Below are 21634 nucleotides of genomic sequence, written 5' to 3'. Positions count from 1 at the left end.
CAAAAACGGAGCCCGCGAGGGCTCCGTTTTCATTCGCTATTCGCAATTCGCCATTGGCGAGCTTCCGCTCACCCCAGCCGGCCCGCCGCGTGCGCGAGCAGGGTGTAGACCAGGCCCGTTTCCGAGATCAGGTGGCTGCGCAGCTCCTGCGGGCCGCGGCCGTCGCGGGCGACTTCGTCGAGCAGGCGCTCGAACTCGGCGACGTAGCGGTCGACCGTGCCCTTGAAGTTGCGGTCGGCGCGGTACTTGCGGGCGACCTCGTCGAAGGCCTTCTGGCCGGCGGGCGTGTACAGGCGCTTGGTGAAGGCCTTGTTCTCGCCGCGCTGGTAGCGGTCCCACATCTCGGCGGCGAGGTTGCGGTCCATCAGCCGGCCGATGTCGAGCGACAGCGATTCCAGCGGATTGCTGCTTGCCTGCGGCGCCTGCGGCTGCGGCGCGGGTGCCGCGCGGCCACGCGGAGCCTGACCGGCCGGTGCGCCCTGATTGGCGTCGGTGCGGTTGAGCAGGTCCGACAGCCAGCCGTCACGGCCCTGGTCGTTGCCACCGGGCGCGACCGGCGGCGCTTCGGTGCGGCGCCCGGCCGGCATGCCGAGGTCCGGCGGCGGCAGCGTCGAGGCGCTGCCGATGTCGCGCATGCGGGTCTCGGGAGCCCGGCCGCCGACGGCGGCCAGCACCGGCTCTTCCTGGCGTTGCACGCTGGCGCGGCCCGCCGTGGTGACGTCGAGCCCGCGGCCGTGCTGGGCCACGATGCGGTTGAGCTCGGCGAGCGCCTCGATCTGGTCGACGATCACCTTGCGCATCTGCGCCGTGCTCTCGGCGGCCTCCTGCGGCATCTCGAGTACGCCGCGGCGCAGCTCGTTGCGGGTGGCTTCGAGCTCGTTGTGCATCTCCAAAGCCATCTGCTTCATGCTGGCGACGAGGTTGGTGAACTTCTCGGTCGACTGCTTGAACATCGTATCCGCCTCGTCCGTGGTCTGGCGGTAGATGTCGTGCATGGCCTCGATGGTCTGCCGGTGCTCCTCTTCAGACGCCGCGCGCACCGCCTCGAACTGGCGGGTGATCGCGGCCGAGCCGGCGCCGGCGGTCTCGGCGACGACGCGGGCGATGTCGCGGGCGCGCTCTTCGGCCGCGGCAAGCGATTCATCGAGCAGGCCGGTGAAGCGCGACAGCCGCTGGTCGAGATCGGCCGTGCGCAGGTCGATCGTGGTGACGAGCGATTCCAGTGCCTGCTTGCGTTCGGCGAGCGAGGCAGTGGTGTTCTTGTTGCTCTGCTCGACGACCTGCGCGGCCTCGACCAGCGCCTGGCCATGCTTGTCGAACTGGGTCGACAGCTCGCCGAGATCCTGCAGCGCCTTCGTGGTCTTGCTGTTGAAGACGTTGAGCTGCTCTTCCAGGTTCTGCGTCGCCGCGCCGTTGCGCGAGGTGACGTCGTTCATCGCCGAGACGAAGTCGGCGACGCGGGTCACCAGCGCCCGCTCGAGCGAGTTGAGGTTGTCGTGCGCACCGGTCAGCACCTCCTGGAGCAGGATGTTGCCTTCGCGCAGGCGCTCGAACAGGGCGACCGTGTCGGTGCGCAGGATCTTGCTGGTCTCCTGCATCTCCGTCACGGCCGCGATCGAGACCTGGCGCGACTGGTCGATCGCGGAACGCGAGGCCTGCTCGAGGTCCTTGAGCGACTTGCCGACGGCGCTGGTGGCGACCTCGCTCGCCGCGTTGATGGTGCGGGCGACTTCCGAGCCGTTGCCCATCATGGTCTGCGAGAAGGCCTGGCCGCGCGTCTCGATCGACTTCAGCGCGTCGGAGGTGACGCGGTCGATGTCGAGCGTGAGCTGGCTGGTCTTGGAGCCAATCGCGTCGACCAGTGCGCCGCGCTTGGCGTCGATCATGTTCGACAGGCGGTCGGCCTGCTGCTGCACGTAGGTGACGATCTCGTCGGTCTTGCCGGTCATGGCCTGACCGAAGCTGGAGCTGGCGGCGAGCACCGAGCGCTCGACGTCGGCCGAGCTCGACTTGACGCGCGAGCTCGCCTCGTTGGAGGCGGAGATCAGCGCGTTCTGGGCGTTGAGCGCGCTGGTCTGGATATCGTTGGTCGCGTTGGCGGCGGCCGCGCTCAGCGTACGCTCGATCTCGGTCGAGATCGTGCGGATCTGGCTCGCGGCGTCGGCCGAGGTCGAGGTCAGCGAGATCTGGGCTTCACGCGCGCTGTTGAGGATGGTCGAGGCGGTGTCGGCGCCGACCGCGGTCAGCGTGCGCTCGATGTCCGTCGTCAGCGACTTGATCTGGCCCGCCGCATCGGTCGAGGCGGAGATCAGCGTGCCCTGGGCCTCGCGCACGCCGCTGGTGAGCGCCTCGATGGTGGCGCCGCCGGCGGTCGCCAGCGCGCGCTGCATCTCGGCCGCAAGCGAACGGACCTGGCTGGTTTGTTCTGCGGAGACAGCAAGAAGGGTGCTCTGGGCGTCGCGGGCGCTGGTGGTGATCGTCTCGGCGGTGGTCTGGCCGACCTGCGAGAGCGAGCGATGCACTTCGGCTGCGAGCGACTTGACCTGGCTCGCCGCGTCCGAGGACGCCGTCACCAGCGTGCTCTGGGCCTCGCGGGCGCCGCTCATGATGGTCTCGGCCGTCGAGGTGCCCGCCATCGTCAGCGAGCGCTGCACGTCCGAGGACAGCGCCTTGATCTGGTTTGCGGTCTCGGTCGAGGCTGCGATCAGCGTGCTCTGCGCATCGCGGGCGCCGGCGGTGATCGACTCCGCCGTGGCGGTGCCGGCCATCGACAGCGAGCGCTGCACGTCGGCGGTGAGCGTCTTGACCTGGCTCGCCGCATCCGAGGACGCGGTGACGAGGGTGGTCTGCACCTCGCGGGCGCCGGCCAGGATCGAGGCCGCGGTGGCGGAGCCCGCCGCCGACAGCGTGCGCTCGACGTCGGCCGCGAGCCCCTTGATCTGGGTGGAGGCTTCGCCCGAGGCCGCGACCAGCGTCGACTGCGCTTCGCGCGCGCTGGTCAGGATCGAGTTCGCCGCACCGGTGCCGACTGCGGTCAGCGCCTGCTCGACCTCGGCCGAGGTCATCTTGAGCTGGGCGTTGACATCGGAGGAGACCGTCAGCAGCGACTGCTGGGCGGTGCGCGCGCCGGTCTGGATGGTCTCGCTGGTGTTGACGACGAGGTTGGTGAGCGAGCGCTCGGCGTCCTCGACATGCGAGCGGATCGCGGTCGAGATCATCTCGGCGCGGGACATCATGTCCTCGCTGGCCTGGCGTCCGCTGCTTTCGATGCGGCCGGCCACGGCCTCGACGCGGGAGCCGAGCAGATCCTCGAACTGAGCCACGCGCACGTCGATGTCGCTGGCGACCGAGCCGACCTTGGTCTCGATGGCTTGCTGGATCTCCTGGAAGCGTGCCGTGACCGTGTCGGTCAGATGCGTGCTGCGGCCGTCGATGATCTCGGTGACGCCGGTGATGCGGCGGTCGACCGCCTCGATCGCCTGCGCGGTGCCGTCGGTGAGCGTCGAGGTCAGCAGCGTCAGGCGCGTGTCGATCGACTGCACGGCCTGCGATGCGCCGTTGGTCACGGCGGTGGTCAGGTAGGTGAGGCGGGAGTCGATGGATTCGAGCGCCTGCGTCGCGCCACCCGTGAGTGTGGTCGTGAGGTGGGTCAGGCGGGTGTCGATCGACTGGATGGTCTGCGATGCACCGTCGGTCAGCGAGCTCGTGAGGTGGTTGAGGCGCGCATCGATGGTTTCAATGGCCTGCGAGGCACCGTCGGTAAGCGAGCTCGTGAGGTGATTGAGCCGTGCATCGATTGTTTCGATGGCCTGCGACGCCCCGCCGGTCAGCGACGTCGTGAGGTAGGTGAGGCGGGAGTCGATAGACTGGATCGCCTGCGCGGCACCGTCGCTCAGCGACGTCGCCAGCGTGTTGATGCGTCCGTCGATGGTCTCGGTCATCGACTTCGCGCGGCTGTCGAACGACAGCTCGAGCGCGGCGACGCGGCCGACGAGCTGCTCGTCGAAGGTCCTGATGTGGCCTTGGATGGTGCCGTCGAGGCTGGCGATCTTGCCGTTCAGCGAGGCGTCGATATTGCCGACGCGTTCGCCGATCGTGGTCTCGAACTGCACGAGGCGCTGGTCGAGCACCGCCGTGATCTGGCCGCCGTTCGACGTGAAGCGGGTGTCGAAATCGTCGACATAGGTCTTCAGCGTCTCGGCGATGTCCTGCGTGCGCTGGCCCATGCGCTCGACGATCTCGCCGCCGAAGGTCTTCACGGTGCGGTCGAACTCGGAGATGTGGCGGGTGATCAGCGCGCCCAGCGTGCCGGAATCGCGGGCGAACTTCTCGACCAGCTCGGTGCCCTGGTTCCTCACCAGCTCGTCGAACGCGCTCATCTGCAGCGACAGCGAATCGTGCGCGGTCTCGGTCTGGCTGACGACCTTGGCGACCAGGGCGTTGACGGTGGCGTCGAGCGCCTCGCTGGCCTTGTCACCGCTCGTCATGATCTGGCCGGCGAGGCGATTGCCGGCGTCGTCGATCTTGGCGGAGATGTCGTTGGACCGCAGCTCGAGCTCGAGCAGCAGCGAGTCCGACGAGTTCTTCAAGGAATCGTGCACCTGCTCGGTACGCTCGGAGATGCCGTCGACGATCGCGGCGGAACGCTGCTCGAACTCGCCGGTGATGCGGTCGATGCGCTCGTTCAGCATCTCGTGGACGCGGTCGGCGAGGTCGACGAACTCGTCGTGGACATGGCCGGTCTTGAAATTGAGGCTGGTGGTCAGCCGCTCGCTGGCGTCGAGCACGGCGCGCGTGGTCTCGTTGCTGGCCTCCTCGAGACGGTCGAGCAGGTCGCCGCCGCGCTCGCCGAGCGCCAGGATCATGTTGTCGCCGGCATTGCTCAGCGCCTGGGTGATGTGGGCGCCGCGCTCTTCCAGAGCGCCGGTGATCGACTTGGCCACCTCGTCGACGCGGGAGGCGATCGCGTCCGAGATCAGCGCGATGTCGTGGCGCAGGTCGATCTGCACGCCGGAAATGGCGCTGCGAACCTGCTCGGCCTGGCCGACCAGGTTGTCGCGCTGATGCGCGATGTCCTGGAGCAAAGCGCGGATGCGCACCTCGTTGTCGGAATAGGCGCGTTCGAGCGCGGCGACCTCATTGGCGACCAGCGTCTCGAGCTCACCGGCGCGCGCGATCGCACGCTCGATGCCGTCGCCCATCGCCGCGACCTCGCGGCGGATGGCCTGGCCCACGGTGACCATGGAATCGGAGGCCGAGCCTTCCGGCTCGGAGAAGCGGATCGCGACCTGCGCCATCGCCTGCGCGATCATGCGCATTTCCTGGCCGCGCCAGACGAGGCTCGCGAGGAAGTAGAACAGCATGACCGGCGCGAAGAACATCGCGACGAGGCCGGCGATCACCAGCACGCCGCCGCTCTGGCCCATGGCGGCCTGGATCGAGGGCAGGAAGCCGAAGGTCAGCGCAGCGCAGGCGGCGAGCCAGATGCCGGCGAAGATGGTGGCGAAGGTGTAGACGCTGCGGGCAGGGCGGCCCTTCTGCAGCGCCTGGAGCAGCTGGCCGATGGTCTCGCGATCGTCGTTGGCGGCGCGGCGCGCAGTGCGCGGCTCCTCGACCGGGTCGAACACGGTCGAGCGCTCGTTGGCGGCGGGGCGCGGCTCGAAGCTCGGCTCGTCGAAGACCGGAGGCGCGGCCGGCGGCACCGGGGGCGCCGTTTCGTTGCGCATTGCGGCGTTGCGGCTGGTATCGGCCGCGGTGTCGCTGATGTTCAGAGCTTCCTGGATTGCAGAAAGCGCAACTTCTGTAGGGTCTTTGACCTTTTTCGGAGTGTTCGCCATGTTCAGTCCGAGCCCTCGTTACTTGTACGCGTCCCCCCGCGAGCCCTGCGCGCGACGCAAGCCCACAGACCGGATCATGCCGCTTGCGCGGATCTCCGAGCCGTCCCCACCCGGACGGCTTGTCCGCCAATTTCTGCAACATCCTATTGGCAGAGCGTCGCGAATGAAATGCCCGCGATTAAGACATTCTTAATCATCGTTAACAGGATCGCGCCGTAACGCCTTAGCAATCAACGCAATTCTCAACCGGACTCGGCCAATTGCGGCAACTTTTCGTCAATAAGCCGGCGGATCTGCGTCAAATCCCCCAAACATTTCGTTAACCATTTCCATGCTTGGGTGAGGGGAATCTGACCGCCGGACCGGCGGCCGTCGCGCGAAGCCGGGGCCTGCGCCATGACGCCTGAACTGCAAGGGATGGACTGGATGCCTTCGCCCCCGCTTGCGCCCATCGACAGCCCGCTCGACCTCGATCACCTCTCTCGAATGACGCTCGGCGACGCTGAGCTGGAGCAGGAAGTGCTGGCCATGTTCGCGGAGCAGGCGGCCCGTCTGCTCGCGGCGATGACCGCATTGCCGGCCGAGACCGGCACGCTTGCGCACAAGCTCAAGGGTTCGGCGCGCGGGATCGGCGCCTTTGCGGTCGCTGATGCCGCTGCCAGCCTGGAGACTGCGATCCGGACCGGCCATGGCCGGCCCCACGCCTTCGCCGCGCTGAAAGAGGCGGTGGCCGAGGCCCGCGCTGCCATCGCGGCGATGCTGAAGCGTTGAGCCGATACGTCCGGAGCCGGGCTCTAGTCGCTTGTTTTGACGCGTTTTCTTCCCGCAAAGCGGGAATCATTTGGCTTCAAAACGCTATGGCGCCGGGCTGACCGACCCGTTATAGGACAGCCGGGACCCTCCTTCATTCAAAGCACCGCGGCAGCACGAGCACACATGGCCAAGATTCACTTTGTCGACCACAAGGGCGAAACCCGCACGGTGGAAATCGAGAACGGCGCAACCGTGATGGAAGCTGCGATCCGCAACAGCATTCCCGGCATCGAGGCCGAATGCGGCGGCGCCTGCGCCTGCGCAACCTGCCATGTCTATGTCGACGAAGCCTGGCGCGAGAAGGTCGGCAGCCCGACGCCGATGGAAGAGGACATGCTCGACTTCGGCTTCGACGTGCGCCCGAATTCGCGCCTGTCTTGCCAGATCAAGGTCTCCGAGGAGCTCGACGGCCTCGTCGTGGCGACGCCCGAGCGCCAGGCCTGATCCGTCTCCAAGCAGACTGTCCAAGTCGACTAGGTGCTCGGCGGCGCGACCTCGATGCCGCGCTTGTGCCAGGGTCTGAGCTTCTCGATCACCTCTGCGGTCAGCGGCGCCGGTCGCCGCGTCGCCTCGTCGAGCAGGACGCCGACCGACGTCGCCGACGCAATGCACGTGCCGTTCGAGAACACGACCTGCTCGAATGTCACCGACGTTCGCCCGAGCTTGACCACGCCGAGGCCGAGCTCGATCGAGCCGGGCCAGTGCAGCTCGGCACGAAAATGCATGTCGAGCCGCACCATGATCCAGGCGAGCCCCGGCGGGGTCAGCCCGTATTCGGGAAGCTTCATCAGCGTGACACGGCCGGTCTCGAAATATGTGGCATAGACCGCGTTGTTGACGTGCTGGTTCGGGTCGAGGTCGCCGAACCGGACGTTGTCGCTGAGGCGAAACGGAAAGTCCTCAAGGCGCGGGGTCGTGTCGAGGCGGGCTGGTGCGTTCACCGATTGATCTCCGTCATATCCATCCTCGTTACAGCCCAGTTATTTTGGCCCGGCAAGTGGGCGCGGCTGCGGGGCGATCCCGCTTTTATGCCTTTCCTGTTCCATCCCCGTTGGCTAGACAGGCAGGGTCACCTCTGCCCAACGGGCGCCGTCCAACCGATAACGATCGATAAAGAGACGACATGAGCGACGTGATCAAAACCGATGTGCTGATTATTGGGGCCGGGCCGTGTGGTCTGTTCGCCGCCTTCGAGCTCGGCCTTCTCGACATGAAGGCGCATTTCGTCGACATCCTCGACAAGGTCGGCGGCCAGTGTGCCGAGCTCTATCCGGAAAAGCCGATTTACGACATTCCCGGCATTCCCCAGGTTTCGGGGCAGGGGCTGACCGACGCGCTGATGGAGCAGATCAAGCCGTTTCATCCGACCTTCCATCTCGGCGAGATGGTCGAGACCGTGGAGAAGATCGGCGATCCCTTGTTTCGCTGCACCACGGATGCCGGCAAGGTGTTCGAATGCAAGGTGGTGGTGATCGCGGCCGGCGGCGGCTCGTTCCAGCCCAAGCGCCCGCCTGTGCCCGGTATCGAGGCCTATGAAGGCACCTCGGTGCATTACGCCGTGCGCAAGATGGAGACGTTCCGCGACAAGAGCGTGCTGATCGTCGGCGGCGGCGATTCCGCGCTCGACTGGACGCTCAATCTGCATCCGATTGCGAAGCGCATCACGCTGCTGCATCGGCGCGACGAGTTTCGCGCCGCGCCCCATAGTGTCGAGCAGATGCGCGCGCTGGTTGCCGGCGGCAAGATGGATCTGCGGCTCGGCCAGGTCACCGCGCTCTCCGGCGCTGACGGAAAGCTCACCGGCGCCACCGTCAAGGGCAACGACAACAGCGTCACCGAAATCGCTTGCGACACCATGCTGCCGTTCTTCGGGCTGACCATGAAGCTCGGCCCGGTCGCGAATTGGGGCATCGCGCTGGAGAACAATCTGGTGCCTGTCGAGACGTCCGCGTTCGAGACCAATGTGCCGGGCATCTTCGCGATCGGCGACATCAACACCTATCCCGGCAAGATCAAGTTGATCCTGTGCGGCTTCCACGAGGGCGCGCTGATGTCGCAAAAAGCCCATCGCTATGTCTATCCGGAGAAGCGGCTCGTGTTCCAGTACACGACCTCGTCCTCCAGCCTGCAAAAGAAGCTCGGTGTCAACTGACGGAAGCGTTCGGGGCGGCGATGCCCCATGTTTCTGGTGCTGGAACCGTTCGTGAAATCGCCGTAGTCTGCGGCCATTCCGGTCATAGGCTTGGCCAGGTTTTTGGCTTAGCACAGTTTGGCTCTGCGAAGTCTTGGCTCAGCAAAGGTGATTGGCTCAGCAAGGTGATCATAATGCGGACTCTCGTTTCCAGCTTTCGGCTGCCCTCCTTCCTGGCGCTCGCATTGTCGCTCGCGATCGTGACGCCGTGCGCGGCGCAGACCGCCGAGCCCACTGCGGCGGGCCTTTGGCAGAAGGTCGAAGACGGCAGGACGGTCGGATGGTTCCTCTTCGTAGATCGCAACGGCGTCTTCGAAGGTGTGATCGCCAAGACCTTCCCGCGGCCAACCGACGACCCGAATGAGGTCTGCTCCAAGTGCACCGACGATCGCAAGAACGCTCGGGTGCTCGGCATCTCCTTCGTCCGCGACATGAAGCGCGAAGGATTGAAGTACGAGGGCGGCAACGTGCTCAATCCGCGCGACGGCCAGATCTGGAAGGCCAACATGCGGGTCAGCCCCGACGGTCAGACCCTGACGTTGCGCGGCTATCTCGGCATCGCGCTGCTCGGCAAGGACGAGACCTGGACGCGCCTGCCCGATGCCAACATCGCGCAGGTCGATCCGGCCATCGTCGCAAAATACTTGCCCGCGCAGGCTGCAGCCGCCAAGCAACCGGCGCCCGCGGCGAAGAAGGGCGGCGCGATGATGGCGCCGGCAAAGCAGTAAGGGCGCAAGCCGCGCGCTGCGCGGTCTCAATGGCCCTAGCGCAGGGTCTCCAGCCTGTGCGGCCACCTTCGCCGAAGGGCGAACGTGCCTCGGGCGCCCTCCAGTAGTTCCCCGGAATGCGCGCTGGCGCTGGATTTGCATAGCTGTCGGCAAAGCTGCTGGGGGAGCGAGTCGCCGTCTCCACGCCTGCCGCGCACAATGCGGAAGGCGGACGGCAGCGTTTGCCCCGCGGTGATCACTTCGACCGCGGAGACCACATGAAACCTGCAAGACAGTGTGCCGCCGTGCTGCTGGGGCTGGCGGTTCTGACGCATGCGGCGCTGGCGCGCGACGACGGCCGCTTCGCCAACTCGCCCCTGAAACCCTGGTTCGAGAGTTTGCGTAGCGAGTTCGGGCTATGCTGCTCGGATGCGGACGGCTACGTCATCGCCGACGTCGATTGGGAGTCCGATCGCGGTCGCTACCGCGTGCGCATCGACGACGAGTGGGTCGTGGTGCCTGACGGCGCCGTGATCACCGTCCCGAACAAGATCGGCCGCACCATGGTGTGGAAGCACTATATCGACGGCCATCCGCGCGTGCGTTGCTTCATGCCGGGCAGCATGACGTAGAAGCGCGTCATTCCGGCCGGCGCGAAGCGCCGAACCGGAGCGACAACGCCAAGCTTAGCGCGCCTGGTTATTCGAACCCGCGCTCGCGAGCTGCTTGATCCGCGGCGACAGCACGGCGACCTGCACGGGCGAGGCCGGCATGCCGGCGACGATCATCGCGGGGCTCGCAGACTGCTCCTCGACGCCGGCGCCGCCGAGCACCTGCACTTGCGTTGTCGTGATCGGAAACGACGTCACTTCATAGGAGGGAAGTTCGCTGGCGAACGCGGCGGCCGAGCTCGCAATCATGGCGCCGGCAACGGCAATCATCGAGAGAACACGCATGGGAGAATCTCCGTGGAAGATGTCAATCGGAGGTTTGGTCGCCGCGATGGCAGAACAGGTTCGCCCGTGCGCGAACATTCCCGTTGTCTTCGGCGCAGACATTGATTGCGTGATGCGAAGGGACGAAACGCGGAAGACGTTTTCCGCGCCAATGTTTCCGGACGGTTTCGCGAAAAGCGCCGATGCGCCCGCTCAATGCTCTTGCAGATCGAGCTGCGCAGATCTCGCCGGCGCGGCGGCCGCGGCAAAGCGCAGGCGCATCGTCGTGCCGTAGCCGGGCGCGGAAGCGACGACCAGCTCCCCGCCATGCGCCGCCATGATCTCGCGGACGATCGACAGGCCGAGACCGGCGCCTGCACCTGCGGCGTTGCCGGTCTGAAACGGCTCGGTCAGCCTGTGTTCGGCGCCGTCGGGCAGGCCCGCGCCATCATCGTGAATAGCCACGCCATCGCAGCCGATCGTGGCGACGATGCGCCGCGCGCCATGGGCGTGGATGAGCGCGTTGCCGACGAGATTGGCAAGTGCACTTCGGATCGCAGCGTCTACGCCCTGCACCACGAAGGGACCTCTTCCCTCGTGCTCGAGCGCAAGCTCGATGCCGGCGTCCAGCGCCGACGGGCTGAAATCGGCCAGCACGTCCAGCGTGATCTGGGCAAGATCGATCGGCCGCTTCTCGATCGCATGATTTTGCAATCGCGCCAGGTCCAGCATCGCGGAGACCAGCGAGGTCAGCCGGCGGACGTCGCGCACCAGCTCGGCCCTCAGGGCCGGCTCGGGCACGTCCTCGATCTTGGCGCGCAGCAGCGTCAGCGGCGTGCGAAGCTGATGGGCGGCATTGCCGAGGAAGCGGCGCTGCATCCTGATATAGGCGTCGATCTCGCCGAAAGCGCGGTTCAGCGCCTCGACCAGCGGCTTCAACTCGCGAGGGACCTCGGACAGCGATATCAAACCTTGCGGCGCCGAGGGGTCGATCGCGAGCGCGCGACGCGCCACCCGCTCGATGCTACGAGAGACGAAACGTGCGGCAAGCGCTGAACCGATGGCGACGGTCGCGGCAAAGGCCAGCGCCACCAAGGCGATCGAAAAGACCCTGCGGAGGAGAAAAGTCCTTGCAATCCGGCCAAAGCGAACCTGAGGCTCGCCGACCATCATCGCGAGCCGCAACGGGCCCCGTTGTACGGCGGAAAGACAGAAGGTGCTCTTCTGGTCGAGCGTGCTGAAAACGGACGAGCCGATGGGCCCGTGGTAGGGCAGCACGAAGGGAAGGGGAGGCCGGTGTTCGCTGCCGTACTCGCTGAGCAGGTCGCCCGCGGACACCACGTACCAGAGGTTTGGGCTGTCCAGCTTCAATTCCTCGAGCGCAGGAGTCGAGCGTATTGTCAGTCTTTGCCCTTCGATCACCGTCGCGCGATCGAGAACGGCCGCTACGACCTGGCACGCCCTGAACTCGCGCTCCTCCGTCGGGTAACGCCATATGAAGAGGCCAAGCATGATCAGGAAGATCGTGGTGGCGGCGATACCGAGCGAGAACGCAAAGGTTCGGGCGATTGACTTCATCGCGGCGTTGCCAGCCGCAGGATGTAGCCGATGCCCCGCATGCTGCGGATCTCGACGTCGCCGCCGAGTTCGGCCAGTTTCTTGCGCAAGCGCGAGACCTGCGCCTCGAGCGTGTTGGACTCGATCTCGTCGTCGAAGCCGTAGATCTCCTCGATCAGGGCGGCGCGGGTGATGACGCGGTCGCGCCGCATCAGCAGCGCCCCCAGGATCAGCGCCTCGCGCCGGCGCAGCAGGATCCTGGTGTCGGCGACCACCGCCTCGTTGCTGCCGAGGTGCAGCTCGACGTTGCCGAGCGACAGCACCGATGGGGCCAGCAGCCGAGGCCGGCGCAGCACCGCGCGCACGCGCGCAAGCAGCTCCTGCGGCTCGAACGGCTTGCCGAGATAATCGTCGGCCCCGCCATTGAGCCCTTCGACGACATCCTCCTTGGCGTCCTTGGACGTCAGCATGATGATTGCGGGCCGCTCCGCCGATTGGCTCAGCGCCGTGACCACCTGGAGCGCATCTCCGTCGGGTAGCATCCGGTCGACGATCGCCAGATCATACTTGAAATTGTTCAGTGCCTGGCGGGCATCGGCGATCGAGCCGACGAGGTCGACGATGCCGTGCAATTGCCCGAGCAGCCGGCTGACATAGGCGCCGATCTGTGGTTCGTCTTCGATCACGAGGGAACGCACGCGGGTCGTCCTTGACTCTGCTGGGGCAACAAAACCCTGACCGTGACGCTCCCTGGCCGAATTCTGGCGCTTCGGCTCGTGCGCGAGGGTTCCCATAAAGGCGGCGAGCTTGGCGAATAAAAGGCAGGACCGAGTGAGTTCGCGGGTGTGGCTCGTCACGTTTTTGAGGGCGTGATCGCGGCGGTGCAATGTTGGGGCAATGTTGATCCGGCGGGCGTGCCTGCCAGCGCCGGACATGGCCCTGGAAACATCTGATCGCACCTTGCAATCTTCGGGCAATTTAGCCGGACCAGATGCTGTGGCTCCTAACCACAACAGTCGACTCGGCCTGCAAGGCCGGTCCGGGGCCCCGCAATGAATGATTTCGAAGAAGCCGCTCTCCGCCTCACGGCGATTGTGCGGCGGACGACCGCCTGTCTCGCCGCACTCGGTGCGATCATGGCGACTGCGCCATCAGTCTCGGCGCAGACCGCCTTCACGCTGCCAGCGCCGCCATTGGAGCTGCCGATGCTGCCCTCGCCGTCGGGCAACTGGACCGTCATGGTCGGCATCGGCGGCGAATACAAGCCCGAGTTCGTCGGATCGAACAACGGAAGGTTTGCTCCGGTCCCGATCTTCTCCATCCGCCGCGCCGGATCAGTCGACCAGTTTCGCGGACCGCGCGACAGCACCAGCATCGCGCTGCTCGACATCGGCCATTTTCGCGCCGGCCCCGCGTTCAAATACGTCGCCTCAAGGAAGGCCGACAAATATGCCGAGCTGACCGGCCTTGGCAATGTCGAAGCCGCCTATGAGCTCGGCGGCTTCGTGGAGTATTATCCGGTCGACTGGCTGCGCCTGCGCAGCGAGTTGCGCCAGGGCATGGGCGGCCATACCGGCACCGTCGCGGATGTATCTGCCGACGTCATCGTGCCTCTGATCCAGAGGCTGACGATCTCGGCCGGCCCGCGCTTCACCTGGAAGAGCACCAATGCCACTGCGCCGTATTTCGGCGTCGATGCCGTGCAGGCGCTGGCATCGGGGCTTCCGAGATACGATGCCAGAGGCGGTGCGCACTCGGTCGGTTTCGGCAGCCAGATCTCCTACCGCATCAACCCGCAGTGGGAGGTCCACGCCTATGTCGAGTACCAGAAGCTGCTCGGCGATGTCGCGGACAGCCCGCTGGTGAAGCTGCGGGGATCCTCTAACCAGACCACCGTCGGTCTCGGTGCGTCCTATTCGTTCGATTTCAGGATCCGATAGACCATGCGCGGCAGAATTATCCTGGCTCTCGCCTGTGCGATCGCGTCCGCCGTCCTCGGTGCCGCCGCGGCGTTCGAGACGCGCGCGACGAAACTCCAGGCGATCAAGACCCTCGGCATCGTCTCGGCCATCGGCGAGGAGATGAGCCTGACGCAAGCCGGCCTGACCGGGCTCGGCAACACCGCGCAAAGCCTCTCGATCAGCGCCTGGGGACTGGACGAGTTGATCGTCCAGCAGGCGACGAAGCTCTTGAGCGGACGTTTTCGCGTGCAACCGGTGAGCTACAGGCGCGCCGCGTTCGCCGCCGTCAGGGATTCGGCGGTTGCGCCCGTCAATCTCCTGCGTAGCGATCCGTTCAAGGAGCTGGTTCGCAGCGATGTAACGCCTCAGGGGCTCGATGCTTACCTCGTCATCACCCGTGCAAGATCGAAGCTCGGCAACGGCCGCAACGTCGAGGGCGTCGGGCTCGCCGAATACCGGACGCTGCTGGCGGATTACGGCCTGATCCATGCGCTATACGAAGTCCGGATCATCGACGGCAAGGCGTTCGACGTGATCGAGAAGCGTGCGGCGGCGCCGCTCGACAACACCGGGACCGTGCGGATTGCCGGCCCGAGCGGCCCGGTCGACGAGACGCTTGGGGGTTCAGCGTCGAGCGAGCGGCTGCGCGCCGCGGTCGCGGACCTCATCACACGCAGCCTTCCGGTCACGCTGGGCGACATGCACCTGATCGACAGCCAGTGAGGTTCCGTCTTGACGCGTTTTGACGCGAACCGGGACCCACTTCGCTCGGAAACGCTTTAGGTCACTGGCGCGGGATTGAACAGCGTGAGGTCGTTGTGGATGCCCCAGCGGTCCGACCAGGGTTTGGTTCGGCCGCTGGCGACGTCGAGGATCAGGCGGAACAGGTCCCAGCCGGTCTCCTCGATGGTCTTCTCGCCGGTTGCGATCTTGCCGGCGTCGAAGTCGATCAGGTCCTTCCAGCGCCGCGCGAGCTCGCTGCGCGTCGCGACCTTGATCACGGGTGCTGCCGCAAGGCCATAGGGCGTGCCCCGGCCGGTGGTGAACACTTGCAACGTCATGCCCGAGGCGAGCTGCAGCGTGCCGCAGATGAAGTCGGAGGCCGGCGTCGCGGCGAACAGCATGCCCTTCTGCGTCGCCTTCTCGCCGGGCGAGAGCACGCCGGTGATCGCGCTCGAGCCGGACTTGACGATCGAGCCGAGCGATTTCTCCACGATGTTGGCAAGGCCGCCCTTCTTGTTGCCGGGCGTGGTGTTGGCGCTGCGGTCGGCGCCGCCGCGGGCGAGATAGGAATCGTACCAAGCCATCTCGCGCACCAGCGCGCGGCCGACGTCCTCGTTGATGGCGCGGCGGGTGAGCAGCTGGATCGCGTCGCGCACTTCAGTCACTTCCGAGAACATCACGGTGGCGCCGGCGCGCACCAGGAGGTCCGCGGCGAAGCCGACGGCGGGATTGGCAGTGACGCCGGAGAAGGCATCGCTGCCGCCGCATTGCAGGCCGATCACAAGGTCGGACGCCGGACAGGTCTCGCGCTTGCGGGTGTTGAGCACCTTGAGCCGCGCTTCGGCCTGGGTCATGATCGCCTCGACGATGGCGCCAAAGCCGTCGAAAGCCTCGTCCTGCATGCGGATGATCGCGTCACCCACGCCTTCCGGCACCAGGCGTTCGGGTGCGAGCTTCTCGCAGCCGAGGCCGACAACGAGGATCTCGCCGCCGAAATTCGGGTTGAGCGCGAGGTTCTGCAGGGTGCGGATCGGCACCACCGCGTCGGGCGCGGTGATGGCGACGCCGCAGCCATAGGCGTGCGTCAGCGGCACGACATCATCCACGTTCGGATATTTCGGCAGCAGCTCGGCGCGGATGCGCTTCACCGCATATTCCATCGTGCCCTTGACGCATTGCACGGAGGAGGAGATGCCGAGGATGTTCTTGGTGCCGACCGAACCGTCCGGATTGCGGTAGCCCTCGAAGGTGAAGCCTTCGAGCGGCGGCAGCGGTGCGGGGACGGCGGTCGAGATTTCGAGCTTGTCGAGGGCAGGGGCCTCCGGCATGCGGATGCGCGCCTCGTCCACCCATTCGCCGGCCAGGATTGGCGACAGCGCGTAGCCGATGATCTCGCCATAGCGGACGATCGGTTCGCCTTCCGCAATGTCGACCAGCGCGGTCTTGTGTCCCTGCGGTACGAAGGCGCGCAACGTCAGGCCGCTGGCAAAGCGCGCGCCGGCGGGGAGCCCGAAATCATTGACCACGATCGCGACATTGTCGCGCTCGTTGAGCTTGATGTAGCGGGGCTGCTCTTTCGCTGCGACGTCCTGGTCCATCTGCGCTTGCCTCAGAAGTCGTAGGGTGGGCAAAGGCGCAACGCGCCGTGCCCACCGTCCTCACACCGAGCGTAAGCGGTGGGCACGCTTCGCTTTGCCCACCCTACGATATCTCAGCCCGGATTGGTGTAAGCCGTCTTCACCGTGGTGTAGAACTCGCGCGCGTAGGAGCCCTGCTCACGGGCGCCGTAGCTCGAGCCCTTGCGGCCGCCGAACGGCACGTGATAGTCGACGCCCGCGGTCGGCAGATTGACCATCACCATGCCGGACTCGCTGTTGCGCTTATAGTGCGAGGCGTATTTCAGGCTGGTGGTGCAGATGCCGGAGGCGAGGCCGAACTCGGTATCGTTGGAGATGGCGAGCGCCTCTTCGTAATTTTTCGCACGAATGACGGCAGCGACGGGGCCAAAAATCTCCTCACGCGCGATGCGCATGTTGTTGTTGGCTTCGGTGAACAGCGCCGGCTGGAGATAGTGGCCGGGATTCTCGCGCTTCAGCAGCTCGCCGCCGAAGGCGAGCTTGGCACCCTCGTCCTGGCCGATCTTGATGTAGCGGAGGTCCTGATCGAGCTGGTTCTGATCGACCACCGGGCCGATATGCACGCCGGCCTTGAGCGCATCGTCCACGGACAGGCTGTTCAGGCGCTCGGCCATGGCGGCGACGAAGCGGTCGTGGATACCCTCGGTGACGATCAGGCGGGACGAGGCGGTGCAGCGCTGGCCGGTCGAGAAATAAGCGCCGTTGACGGCGACCTCGACGGCGGTCTTGAGGTCGGCGTCGTCGAGCACGACCAGCGGGTTCTTGCCGCCCATCTCGAGCTGGAACTTCTTCATGGGGTTTGAGAGCACGCAGGCCTGCGCGATCTTGCGTCCCGTCTGCACCGAGCCGGTGAAGGAGATCGCGGCGACGTCCGGATGCTCGAGCAGGGTCTGGCCGACCACCGAGCCGGAGCCGACGACGAGGTTGAACACGCCAGCGGGAATGCCGGAGCGGGTGATGATCTCAGACAGCGCATGCGCCGAGCCGGGCACCAGCTCGGCCGGCTTGAACACCACGGTGTTGCCGTAGCAGAGCGCCGGCGCGATCTTCCAGGCGGGGATCGCGATCGGGAAATTCCAGGGCGTGATCATGCCGACGACGCCGACCGGCTCACGGGTGAGCTCGACGTCGAGGCCGGGACGCACCGAGGCGCCCTTCTCGCCGATCAGGCGCAGCGCTTCGCCGGCGAAGAACGCGAAGATCTGGCCGGCGCGGGCGACCTCGCCGATGCCTTCGGGGAGGGTCTTGCCTTCCTCGCGCGCGAGTAGGCGGCCGAGCTCTTCCTTACGGGCGAGGATTTCAGTCGAGATCTTGTTGAGCGCGTCGTAGCGCGCCTGCGGGGTCGACTGCGCCCAGGCGGGGAAGGCGGCCTTCGCGGCGGCGATCGCCTTCTCGGTCTGCGCCTTGTCGGCCTTGGCGTATTCGCCGACGAGATCATTGGTGTTGGAGGGGTTGATGTTCCTGGTGACGCCGGAGCCGTCGACCCATTCGCCGCCGATGAAGTTCTTCAGGATCGCTGTCATCTTTTTCCTCCAGGGGAACGTTTCTAACGCACGAGGCAGGGACGCTTGTCGTCAAACGTCCAGCCGGGGATCAAGTCCTGCATGGCCATAGCGTCATCCCGCCCGCCGAGTCCATGCTTCTTGTAGAGCTCGTGCGCGGCCTCGATGGCGGGGCGGTCGATCTCGATGCCGAGGCCCGGGCGGTCCGGGACGGCGATCTTGCCACCCTTGATCTGGAGCGGCTCCTTCGTCAGCGCCTGACCGTCCTGCCAGATCCAGTGGGTGTCGATCGCGGTGACCTTGCCCGGGGCGGCGGCGCCGACATGGGTGAACATGGCGAGCGAAATGTCGAAATGGTTGTTGGAGTGCGAGCCCCAGGTCAGGCCGTTGTCACGGCAGGTCTGGGCCACGCGCACCGAGCCTTGCATGGTCCAGAAATGGGGATCGGCCAGCGGGATGTCCACGGCCCCGAGCCGCAGCGCATGGGAGAGCTGCCGCCAGTCCGTGGCGATCATGTTGGTGGCGGTCGGCAGGCCGGTGGCGCGGCGGAACTCGGCCATGATCTCGCGGCCGGAGAAGCCGGCTTCGGCGCCGCAGGGGTCCTCGGCATAAGCGAGGATGCCATGCATGCCCTTGCAGAGGCTGATCGCCTCATCGAGCGACCAGGCGCCGTTGGGGTCCAGCGTGACGCGCGCGCTGGGGAAGCGTTTTGCGATTGCGGTAACCGCCTCCATCTCCTGCTCGCCGCGGAGCACGCCGCCCTTGAGCTTGAAGTCGGCGAAGCCGTAATGGTCGTGGGTCGCCTCCGCAAGCCGCACCACGGCCTCTGGCGTCATCGCCTCCTGGTGGCGGAGGTTGAACCAGTCGGGCTTGCCGGTCTCGCCAGTCACGTAGTCGAGCTTCGACTTACGGCGGTCGCCAACGAAGAAGAGATAGCCGAGCGTCTCGACGCTGGTGCGCTGCTGGCCTTCGCCAAGCAGTGCTGCGACGGGCAGTCCGAGATGCTGGCCGAGCAGGTCGAGCAGCGCGGATTCGATCGCGGTGACCGCATGGATCATCACGCGAAGATCAAAGGTCTGCTTGCCGCGTCCGCCGACGTCGCGGTCGGCGAAGGCGGTACGGATATCGGCGAGGATGTTGTTCATCGCGCCGACCGTCTTTCCGATCACGAGGTCGCGCGCGTCCTGGAGCGTCTGCCAGATCTTCTGCCCGCCCGGCACCTCGCCGACGCCGGTGTGGCCGGCATTGTCGGTGAGAATGACGATGTTGCGGGTGAAGAACGGCGCATGCGCGCCGCTCAGGTTGAGGAGCATGCTGTCGCGGCCAGCGACCGGGATCACCTGCATCGCCGTGATAACAGGTGCGCCGGAAATCTCAGTCTGGGCCATCGCAGGCTCCTCCCTGTCGTCTTACTATTCTGCAGCCTGTTGTGACGATCGTGCGGCGGGCAGCTTCTGCACCAGTGCGGTCAGCTCCGCCATCTCCTGCTCGGTGAGATCAGTCAGCGGCGGACGGACCGGGCCGGAATCCCGGCCGATCACCTTCATGCCGGCCTTGATGATCGAGACCGCGTAACCCTTCTTGCGATTGCGGATCGCGATCAGCGGCAGGATGAAATCCTTCAGGCCGGCCTGGATCGTGGCGTGGTCGCGCTTGCGCACCGCGGCGTAGAAGTTGGTGGCGAATTCCGGCACGAAGTTGAACACGGCCGAGGAATAGGTCGTCACGCCCATGTCGAGATAGGGCAGCGCGAAGGTCTCGGCGGTCGGCAGGCCGCCGACATAGGTGAGACGATCGCCGAGCTTGGTGTAGACGCGGGTCATCAGCTCGATGTCGCCGATGCCGTCCTTGTAGCCGACGAGGTTGGGGCAGCGCTCGGCAAGGCGCGCGAGCGTGTCGGGCTGCAGGATCGCGTTGTCACGGTTATAGACGATGACGCCGATCTTCACGGCGGCGCAGACCGCCTCGACGTGGGCGGCAAGGCCTTCCTGCTCGGAATGGGTGAGATAGGGCGGCAGCAGCAGGAGGCCGTCGGCGCCGGCCTTTTCCGCACCGATCGCGATCTCGCGGGCGATCGCGGTGCCGTAGCCGGTGCCGGCGAGCACGGGCACGCGGCCCTTGGTCTCGTCGACGGCGACCTTCACGACCTGCGGAACTTCTGATGGCGTCAGCGAGAAGAACTCGCCGGTGCCGCCCGCGGCGAACAGGCCTGCGACGTCATAACCGCACAGCCAGTCCATGTTGGCGCGATAGGTCGCCTCGTCGAAGGAGTAGTCCGCCCTGAACGGCGTGACGGGGAAGGACAGGAGGCCCGATCCGATCTTCTGGGCCATTTCCTGCGGGGTCATCTTGCTCATGGGCGCTCCCTTCTCGTGTTGCGGAGGACGCAAGCAGAGGCCGCACGTCCATGCGCCGTGGTTTAGGAGACCGTTCGATGCGCGTCCAAGCCAAAGCCTATATCGACCGATGCGGATTGAGCATCAATCCTCCGCCACCTCCGCGGAGGACAATTCGCCGGCGATCTTGACGAGCGCCGACAGCAGCGGGTTCTCGTCCTCGCGCCGCCACACCATGAACAGCTCGACCGGAACGCGCGTGCGCAGCTTCAGCGGACGCAGGCGGACGTCGGAGATCTTCAGGCTCGCCGCTGCCGCCGGTACGATGGCGAGGCCGAGGCCGGCGCGCACCATCGCGAGGATCGAGTGGATCTGGCTGAGATGCTGGACGTAGCGCGGCAGCACGTCGGCGCGGGTGAACAGCGCCACCAGGAGATCGTGGAAGTAGCGGCTCTCATAGGGCGAGTACATCACGAAGGGCTGGTCGTCGAAATCCTTGATGGTGATGCCGTCGGCATTCGCCAGCGGATGCTTCTTCGGGATCGCCGCGAGCAGCGGCTCGGCGACGACGCGGCGGCTGGCAAGCTCGGGCCGCGCGATCGGCGGCCGCAGCAGGCCGGCATCGATCTGGCCAGAAGTCAGAGCCTCGAACTGATCGCCCGATACCATCTCCTTCAGAGAGAAATCGACCTCCGGCAGCTTGGCGCGGCAGGCGGCGATGAGTTCGGGCAGGAAGCCATAGGCCGCGGCCGCGGTGAAGCCGACCTTCAGCGAGCCGGTCTTGCCGAGCGCGATGCGGCGGGCCACCTGCGAAGCGCTTTCGGCAAGCTTGAGGATGCGTCGCGCCTCCGGCAGGAAGCTGCGCCCGGCCGGGGTGAGGCGCACCGAGCGGCTGGTGCGCTCCAAGAGCGGCGCGTCGATGATGTGCTCGAGCACCTGGATCTGCCGGGACAGCGGCGGCTGCGTCATGTTGAGCCGCACGGCGGCGCGGCCGAAGTGCAATTCCTCCGCCACCGTGACGAAACAGCGGAGCTGGTTGAGGTCGAACATCGATACATGCCTTAGATGAATAAGGCGTTTCCCCGGCACTTCTAGCATCGATCACCCCCAAAACAAAGACGGCGGCCTTGTGGGCCGCCGTTGAGTTGCCTGGTCAAGCTCCCATGGGAGCCCTCAGGAGGAACAGGCTGACGCGAGACAGCCTCACGTCCGCTGCGGACGCCACTGCGCTCATCACGCGCCACTCTTAGGCCTCGGCCGTTTGCCCGACACGAGTCCTAGAGGTGCGCGCGGCGAAGTGTCCAAGTTCAAGGCAGTATCGATCGATGCTGTTTTTGGATCGATGGAACGGCGAAGTGGGGGATGATCGGTGTTGGGAAACCCTATCAAACCACCGCTGTCATTCCCCGCGAAGGCGGGGAATCCAGTACGCAGC

The 21634-nt window shown here is 66.0% G+C and carries 17 protein-coding genes; 7 read left to right on the top strand and 10 right to left on the bottom strand.

Features of this window, described 5'->3' with window-relative positions; all coding sequences use genetic code 11:
- Positions 1-68 precede the first annotated feature (68 nt).
- The gene (locus tag I6F24_RS29765; RefSeq protein WP_036030232.1) at positions 69-5837 is read right to left on the bottom strand and encodes a negative regulator of septation ring formation; all 5769 of its coding nucleotides are present in this window, start codon (positions 5835-5837) and stop codon (positions 69-71) included.
- A 396-nt stretch (positions 5838-6233) separates the two neighbouring features.
- On the opposite strand from I6F24_RS29765, the gene I6F24_RS29760 reads away from it, so the two are divergent.
- Entirely contained in the window at positions 6234-6608 is a 375-nt protein-coding gene (locus tag I6F24_RS29760) for an Hpt domain-containing protein (protein WP_085969292.1), read from the top strand.
- Between the two features lie 165 nt (positions 6609-6773).
- Positions 6774-7094 carry a 2Fe-2S iron-sulfur cluster-binding protein gene (locus tag I6F24_RS29755; protein WP_225150660.1) on the top strand — a complete coding sequence of 107 codons (321 nt, stop codon included), beginning with the start codon at positions 6774-6776 and terminating at the stop codon, positions 7092-7094.
- Positions 7095-7123: 29 nt separating this feature from the next.
- Here I6F24_RS29755 and I6F24_RS29750 read toward each other — a convergent pair whose 3' ends face one another.
- On the bottom strand, positions 7124-7591 hold the full coding sequence (locus I6F24_RS29750; RefSeq protein WP_225114188.1) for a thioesterase family protein: 468 nt from the start codon (positions 7589-7591) through the stop codon (positions 7124-7126).
- Positions 7592-7773: 182 nt separating this feature from the next.
- On the opposite strand from I6F24_RS29750, the gene I6F24_RS29745 reads away from it, so the two are divergent.
- From I6F24_RS29745 to I6F24_RS29735, 3 genes are all read left to right on the top strand, one after another.
- Positions 7774-8802 carry an NAD(P)/FAD-dependent oxidoreductase gene (locus I6F24_RS29745; protein WP_036015581.1) on the top strand — a complete coding sequence of 343 codons (1029 nt, stop codon included), beginning with the start codon at positions 7774-7776 and terminating at the stop codon, positions 8800-8802.
- A 173-nt stretch (positions 8803-8975) separates the two neighbouring features.
- A complete protein-coding gene (locus I6F24_RS29740) occupies positions 8976-9569 on the top strand; it encodes a DUF2147 domain-containing protein (protein ID WP_036015584.1) in 594 nt (197 codons plus the stop codon).
- Positions 9570-9826: 257 nt separating this feature from the next.
- Positions 9827-10180, top strand: coding sequence for a hypothetical protein (locus I6F24_RS29735; RefSeq protein ID WP_057028767.1), 354 nt, complete (start codon positions 9827-9829; stop codon positions 10178-10180).
- Positions 10181-10234: 54 nt separating this feature from the next.
- Here the strand turns inward: I6F24_RS29735 and I6F24_RS29730 are convergent, their stop codons facing one another.
- From I6F24_RS29730 to I6F24_RS29720, 3 genes are all read right to left on the bottom strand, one after another.
- Positions 10235-10504, bottom strand: a complete 270-nt coding sequence (locus I6F24_RS29730) for a hypothetical protein (RefSeq protein ID WP_036015592.1) — start codon at positions 10502-10504, stop codon at positions 10235-10237.
- Positions 10505-10696: 192 nt separating this feature from the next.
- A complete protein-coding gene (locus I6F24_RS29725) occupies positions 10697-12061 on the bottom strand; it encodes a HAMP domain-containing sensor histidine kinase (protein WP_225150662.1) in 1365 nt (454 codons plus the stop codon).
- Positions 12058-12738 (bottom strand): response regulator transcription factor, encoded by a 681-nt coding sequence (locus tag I6F24_RS29720; protein ID WP_036015597.1) that lies wholly within the window; start codon positions 12736-12738, stop codon positions 12058-12060. The genes I6F24_RS29725 and I6F24_RS29720 overlap by 4 nt, the downstream gene beginning before the upstream one ends.
- A gap of 354 nt (positions 12739-13092) precedes the next feature.
- Between I6F24_RS29720 and I6F24_RS29715 the strand changes: the two genes are divergently transcribed.
- Both I6F24_RS29715 and I6F24_RS29710 read left to right on the top strand, forming a co-directional pair.
- Positions 13093-13980: a MipA/OmpV family protein gene (locus I6F24_RS29715; RefSeq protein WP_225150664.1), complete on the top strand. Its 888-nt coding sequence runs from the start codon at positions 13093-13095 to the stop codon at positions 13978-13980.
- A gap of 3 nt (positions 13981-13983) precedes the next feature.
- Positions 13984-14724 carry a hypothetical protein gene (locus I6F24_RS29710; RefSeq protein ID WP_057028771.1) on the top strand — a complete coding sequence of 247 codons (741 nt, stop codon included), beginning with the start codon at positions 13984-13986 and terminating at the stop codon, positions 14722-14724.
- Between the two features lie 56 nt (positions 14725-14780).
- On the opposite strand, the gene garD is transcribed toward I6F24_RS29710, so the two are convergent.
- The 5 genes from garD to I6F24_RS29685 all read right to left on the bottom strand — a co-directional run bounded on the left by garD (position 14781) and on the right by I6F24_RS29685 (position 21249).
- Positions 14781-16322: a galactarate dehydratase gene (garD, locus tag I6F24_RS29705; RefSeq protein WP_225150666.1), complete on the bottom strand. Its 1542-nt coding sequence runs from the start codon at positions 16320-16322 to the stop codon at positions 14781-14783.
- 113 nt (positions 16323-16435) lie between these two features.
- The gene (locus I6F24_RS29700) at positions 16436-17884 is read right to left on the bottom strand and encodes an aldehyde dehydrogenase family protein (RefSeq protein WP_036044516.1); all 1449 of its coding nucleotides are present in this window, start codon (positions 17882-17884) and stop codon (positions 16436-16438) included.
- Positions 17885-17907: 23 nt separating this feature from the next.
- Positions 17908-19251, bottom strand: a complete 1344-nt coding sequence (gene gudD / locus I6F24_RS29695) for a glucarate dehydratase (RefSeq protein ID WP_225150668.1) — start codon at positions 19249-19251, stop codon at positions 17908-17910.
- A 24-nt stretch (positions 19252-19275) separates the two neighbouring features.
- On the bottom strand, positions 19276-20220 hold the full coding sequence (kdgD, locus tag I6F24_RS29690; protein WP_036030198.1) for a 5-dehydro-4-deoxyglucarate dehydratase: 945 nt from the start codon (positions 20218-20220) through the stop codon (positions 19276-19278).
- 123 nt (positions 20221-20343) lie between these two features.
- Positions 20344-21249 carry a LysR substrate-binding domain-containing protein gene (locus I6F24_RS29685; RefSeq protein ID WP_036015611.1) on the bottom strand — a complete coding sequence of 302 codons (906 nt, stop codon included), beginning with the start codon at positions 21247-21249 and terminating at the stop codon, positions 20344-20346.
- Positions 21250-21634: the final 385 nt, after the last annotated feature.

Source organism: Bradyrhizobium sp. BRP23 (assembly GCF_020194135.1).
GTDB classification, from domain to species: Bacteria; Pseudomonadota; Alphaproteobacteria; order Rhizobiales; family Xanthobacteraceae; genus Bradyrhizobium; species Bradyrhizobium yuanmingense.
The sequence above is the reverse complement of the archived record's forward strand: the minus strand, read 5'-3'. Positions and strand labels throughout refer to the sequence as shown.

Excerpts from the sequence above, each read along its gene's own strand:
- I6F24_RS29765 (WP_036030232.1), bottom strand. The coding sequence starts at position 5,837 with ATGGCGAACACTCCGAAAAAGGTCAAAGACCCTACAGAAGTTGCGCTT.
- I6F24_RS29730 (WP_036015592.1), bottom strand. The coding sequence starts at position 10,504 with ATGCGTGTTCTCTCGATGATTGCCGTTGCCGGCGCCATGATTGCGAGC.
- I6F24_RS29740 (WP_036015584.1), top strand. The coding sequence starts at position 8,976 with ATGCGGACTCTCGTTTCCAGCTTTCGGCTGCCCTCCTTCCTGGCGCTC.
- I6F24_RS29700 (WP_036044516.1), bottom strand. The coding sequence starts at position 17,884 with ATGACAGCGATCCTGAAGAACTTCATCGGCGGCGAATGGGTCGACGGC.
- I6F24_RS29685 (WP_036015611.1), bottom strand. The coding sequence starts at position 21,249 with ATGTTCGACCTCAACCAGCTCCGCTGTTTCGTCACGGTGGCGGAGGAA.
- gudD (WP_225150668.1), bottom strand. The coding sequence starts at position 19,251 with ATGGCCCAGACTGAGATTTCCGGCGCACCTGTTATCACGGCGATGCAG.
- I6F24_RS29725 (WP_225150662.1), bottom strand. The coding sequence starts at position 12,061 with ATGAAGTCAATCGCCCGAACCTTTGCGTTCTCGCTCGGTATCGCCGCC.
- I6F24_RS29745 (WP_036015581.1), top strand. The coding sequence starts at position 7,774 with ATGAGCGACGTGATCAAAACCGATGTGCTGATTATTGGGGCCGGGCCG.
- I6F24_RS29715 (WP_225150664.1), top strand. The coding sequence starts at position 13,093 with ATGAATGATTTCGAAGAAGCCGCTCTCCGCCTCACGGCGATTGTGCGG.
- I6F24_RS29755 (WP_225150660.1), top strand. The coding sequence starts at position 6,774 with ATGGCCAAGATTCACTTTGTCGACCACAAGGGCGAAACCCGCACGGTG.
- I6F24_RS29760 (WP_085969292.1), top strand. The coding sequence starts at position 6,234 with ATGACGCCTGAACTGCAAGGGATGGACTGGATGCCTTCGCCCCCGCTT.
- kdgD (WP_036030198.1), bottom strand. The coding sequence starts at position 20,220 with ATGAGCAAGATGACCCCGCAGGAAATGGCCCAGAAGATCGGATCGGGC.
- I6F24_RS29710 (WP_057028771.1), top strand. The coding sequence starts at position 13,984 with ATGCGCGGCAGAATTATCCTGGCTCTCGCCTGTGCGATCGCGTCCGCC.
- garD (WP_225150666.1), bottom strand. The coding sequence starts at position 16,322 with ATGGACCAGGACGTCGCAGCGAAAGAGCAGCCCCGCTACATCAAGCTC.
- I6F24_RS29735 (WP_057028767.1), top strand. The coding sequence starts at position 9,827 with ATGAAACCTGCAAGACAGTGTGCCGCCGTGCTGCTGGGGCTGGCGGTT.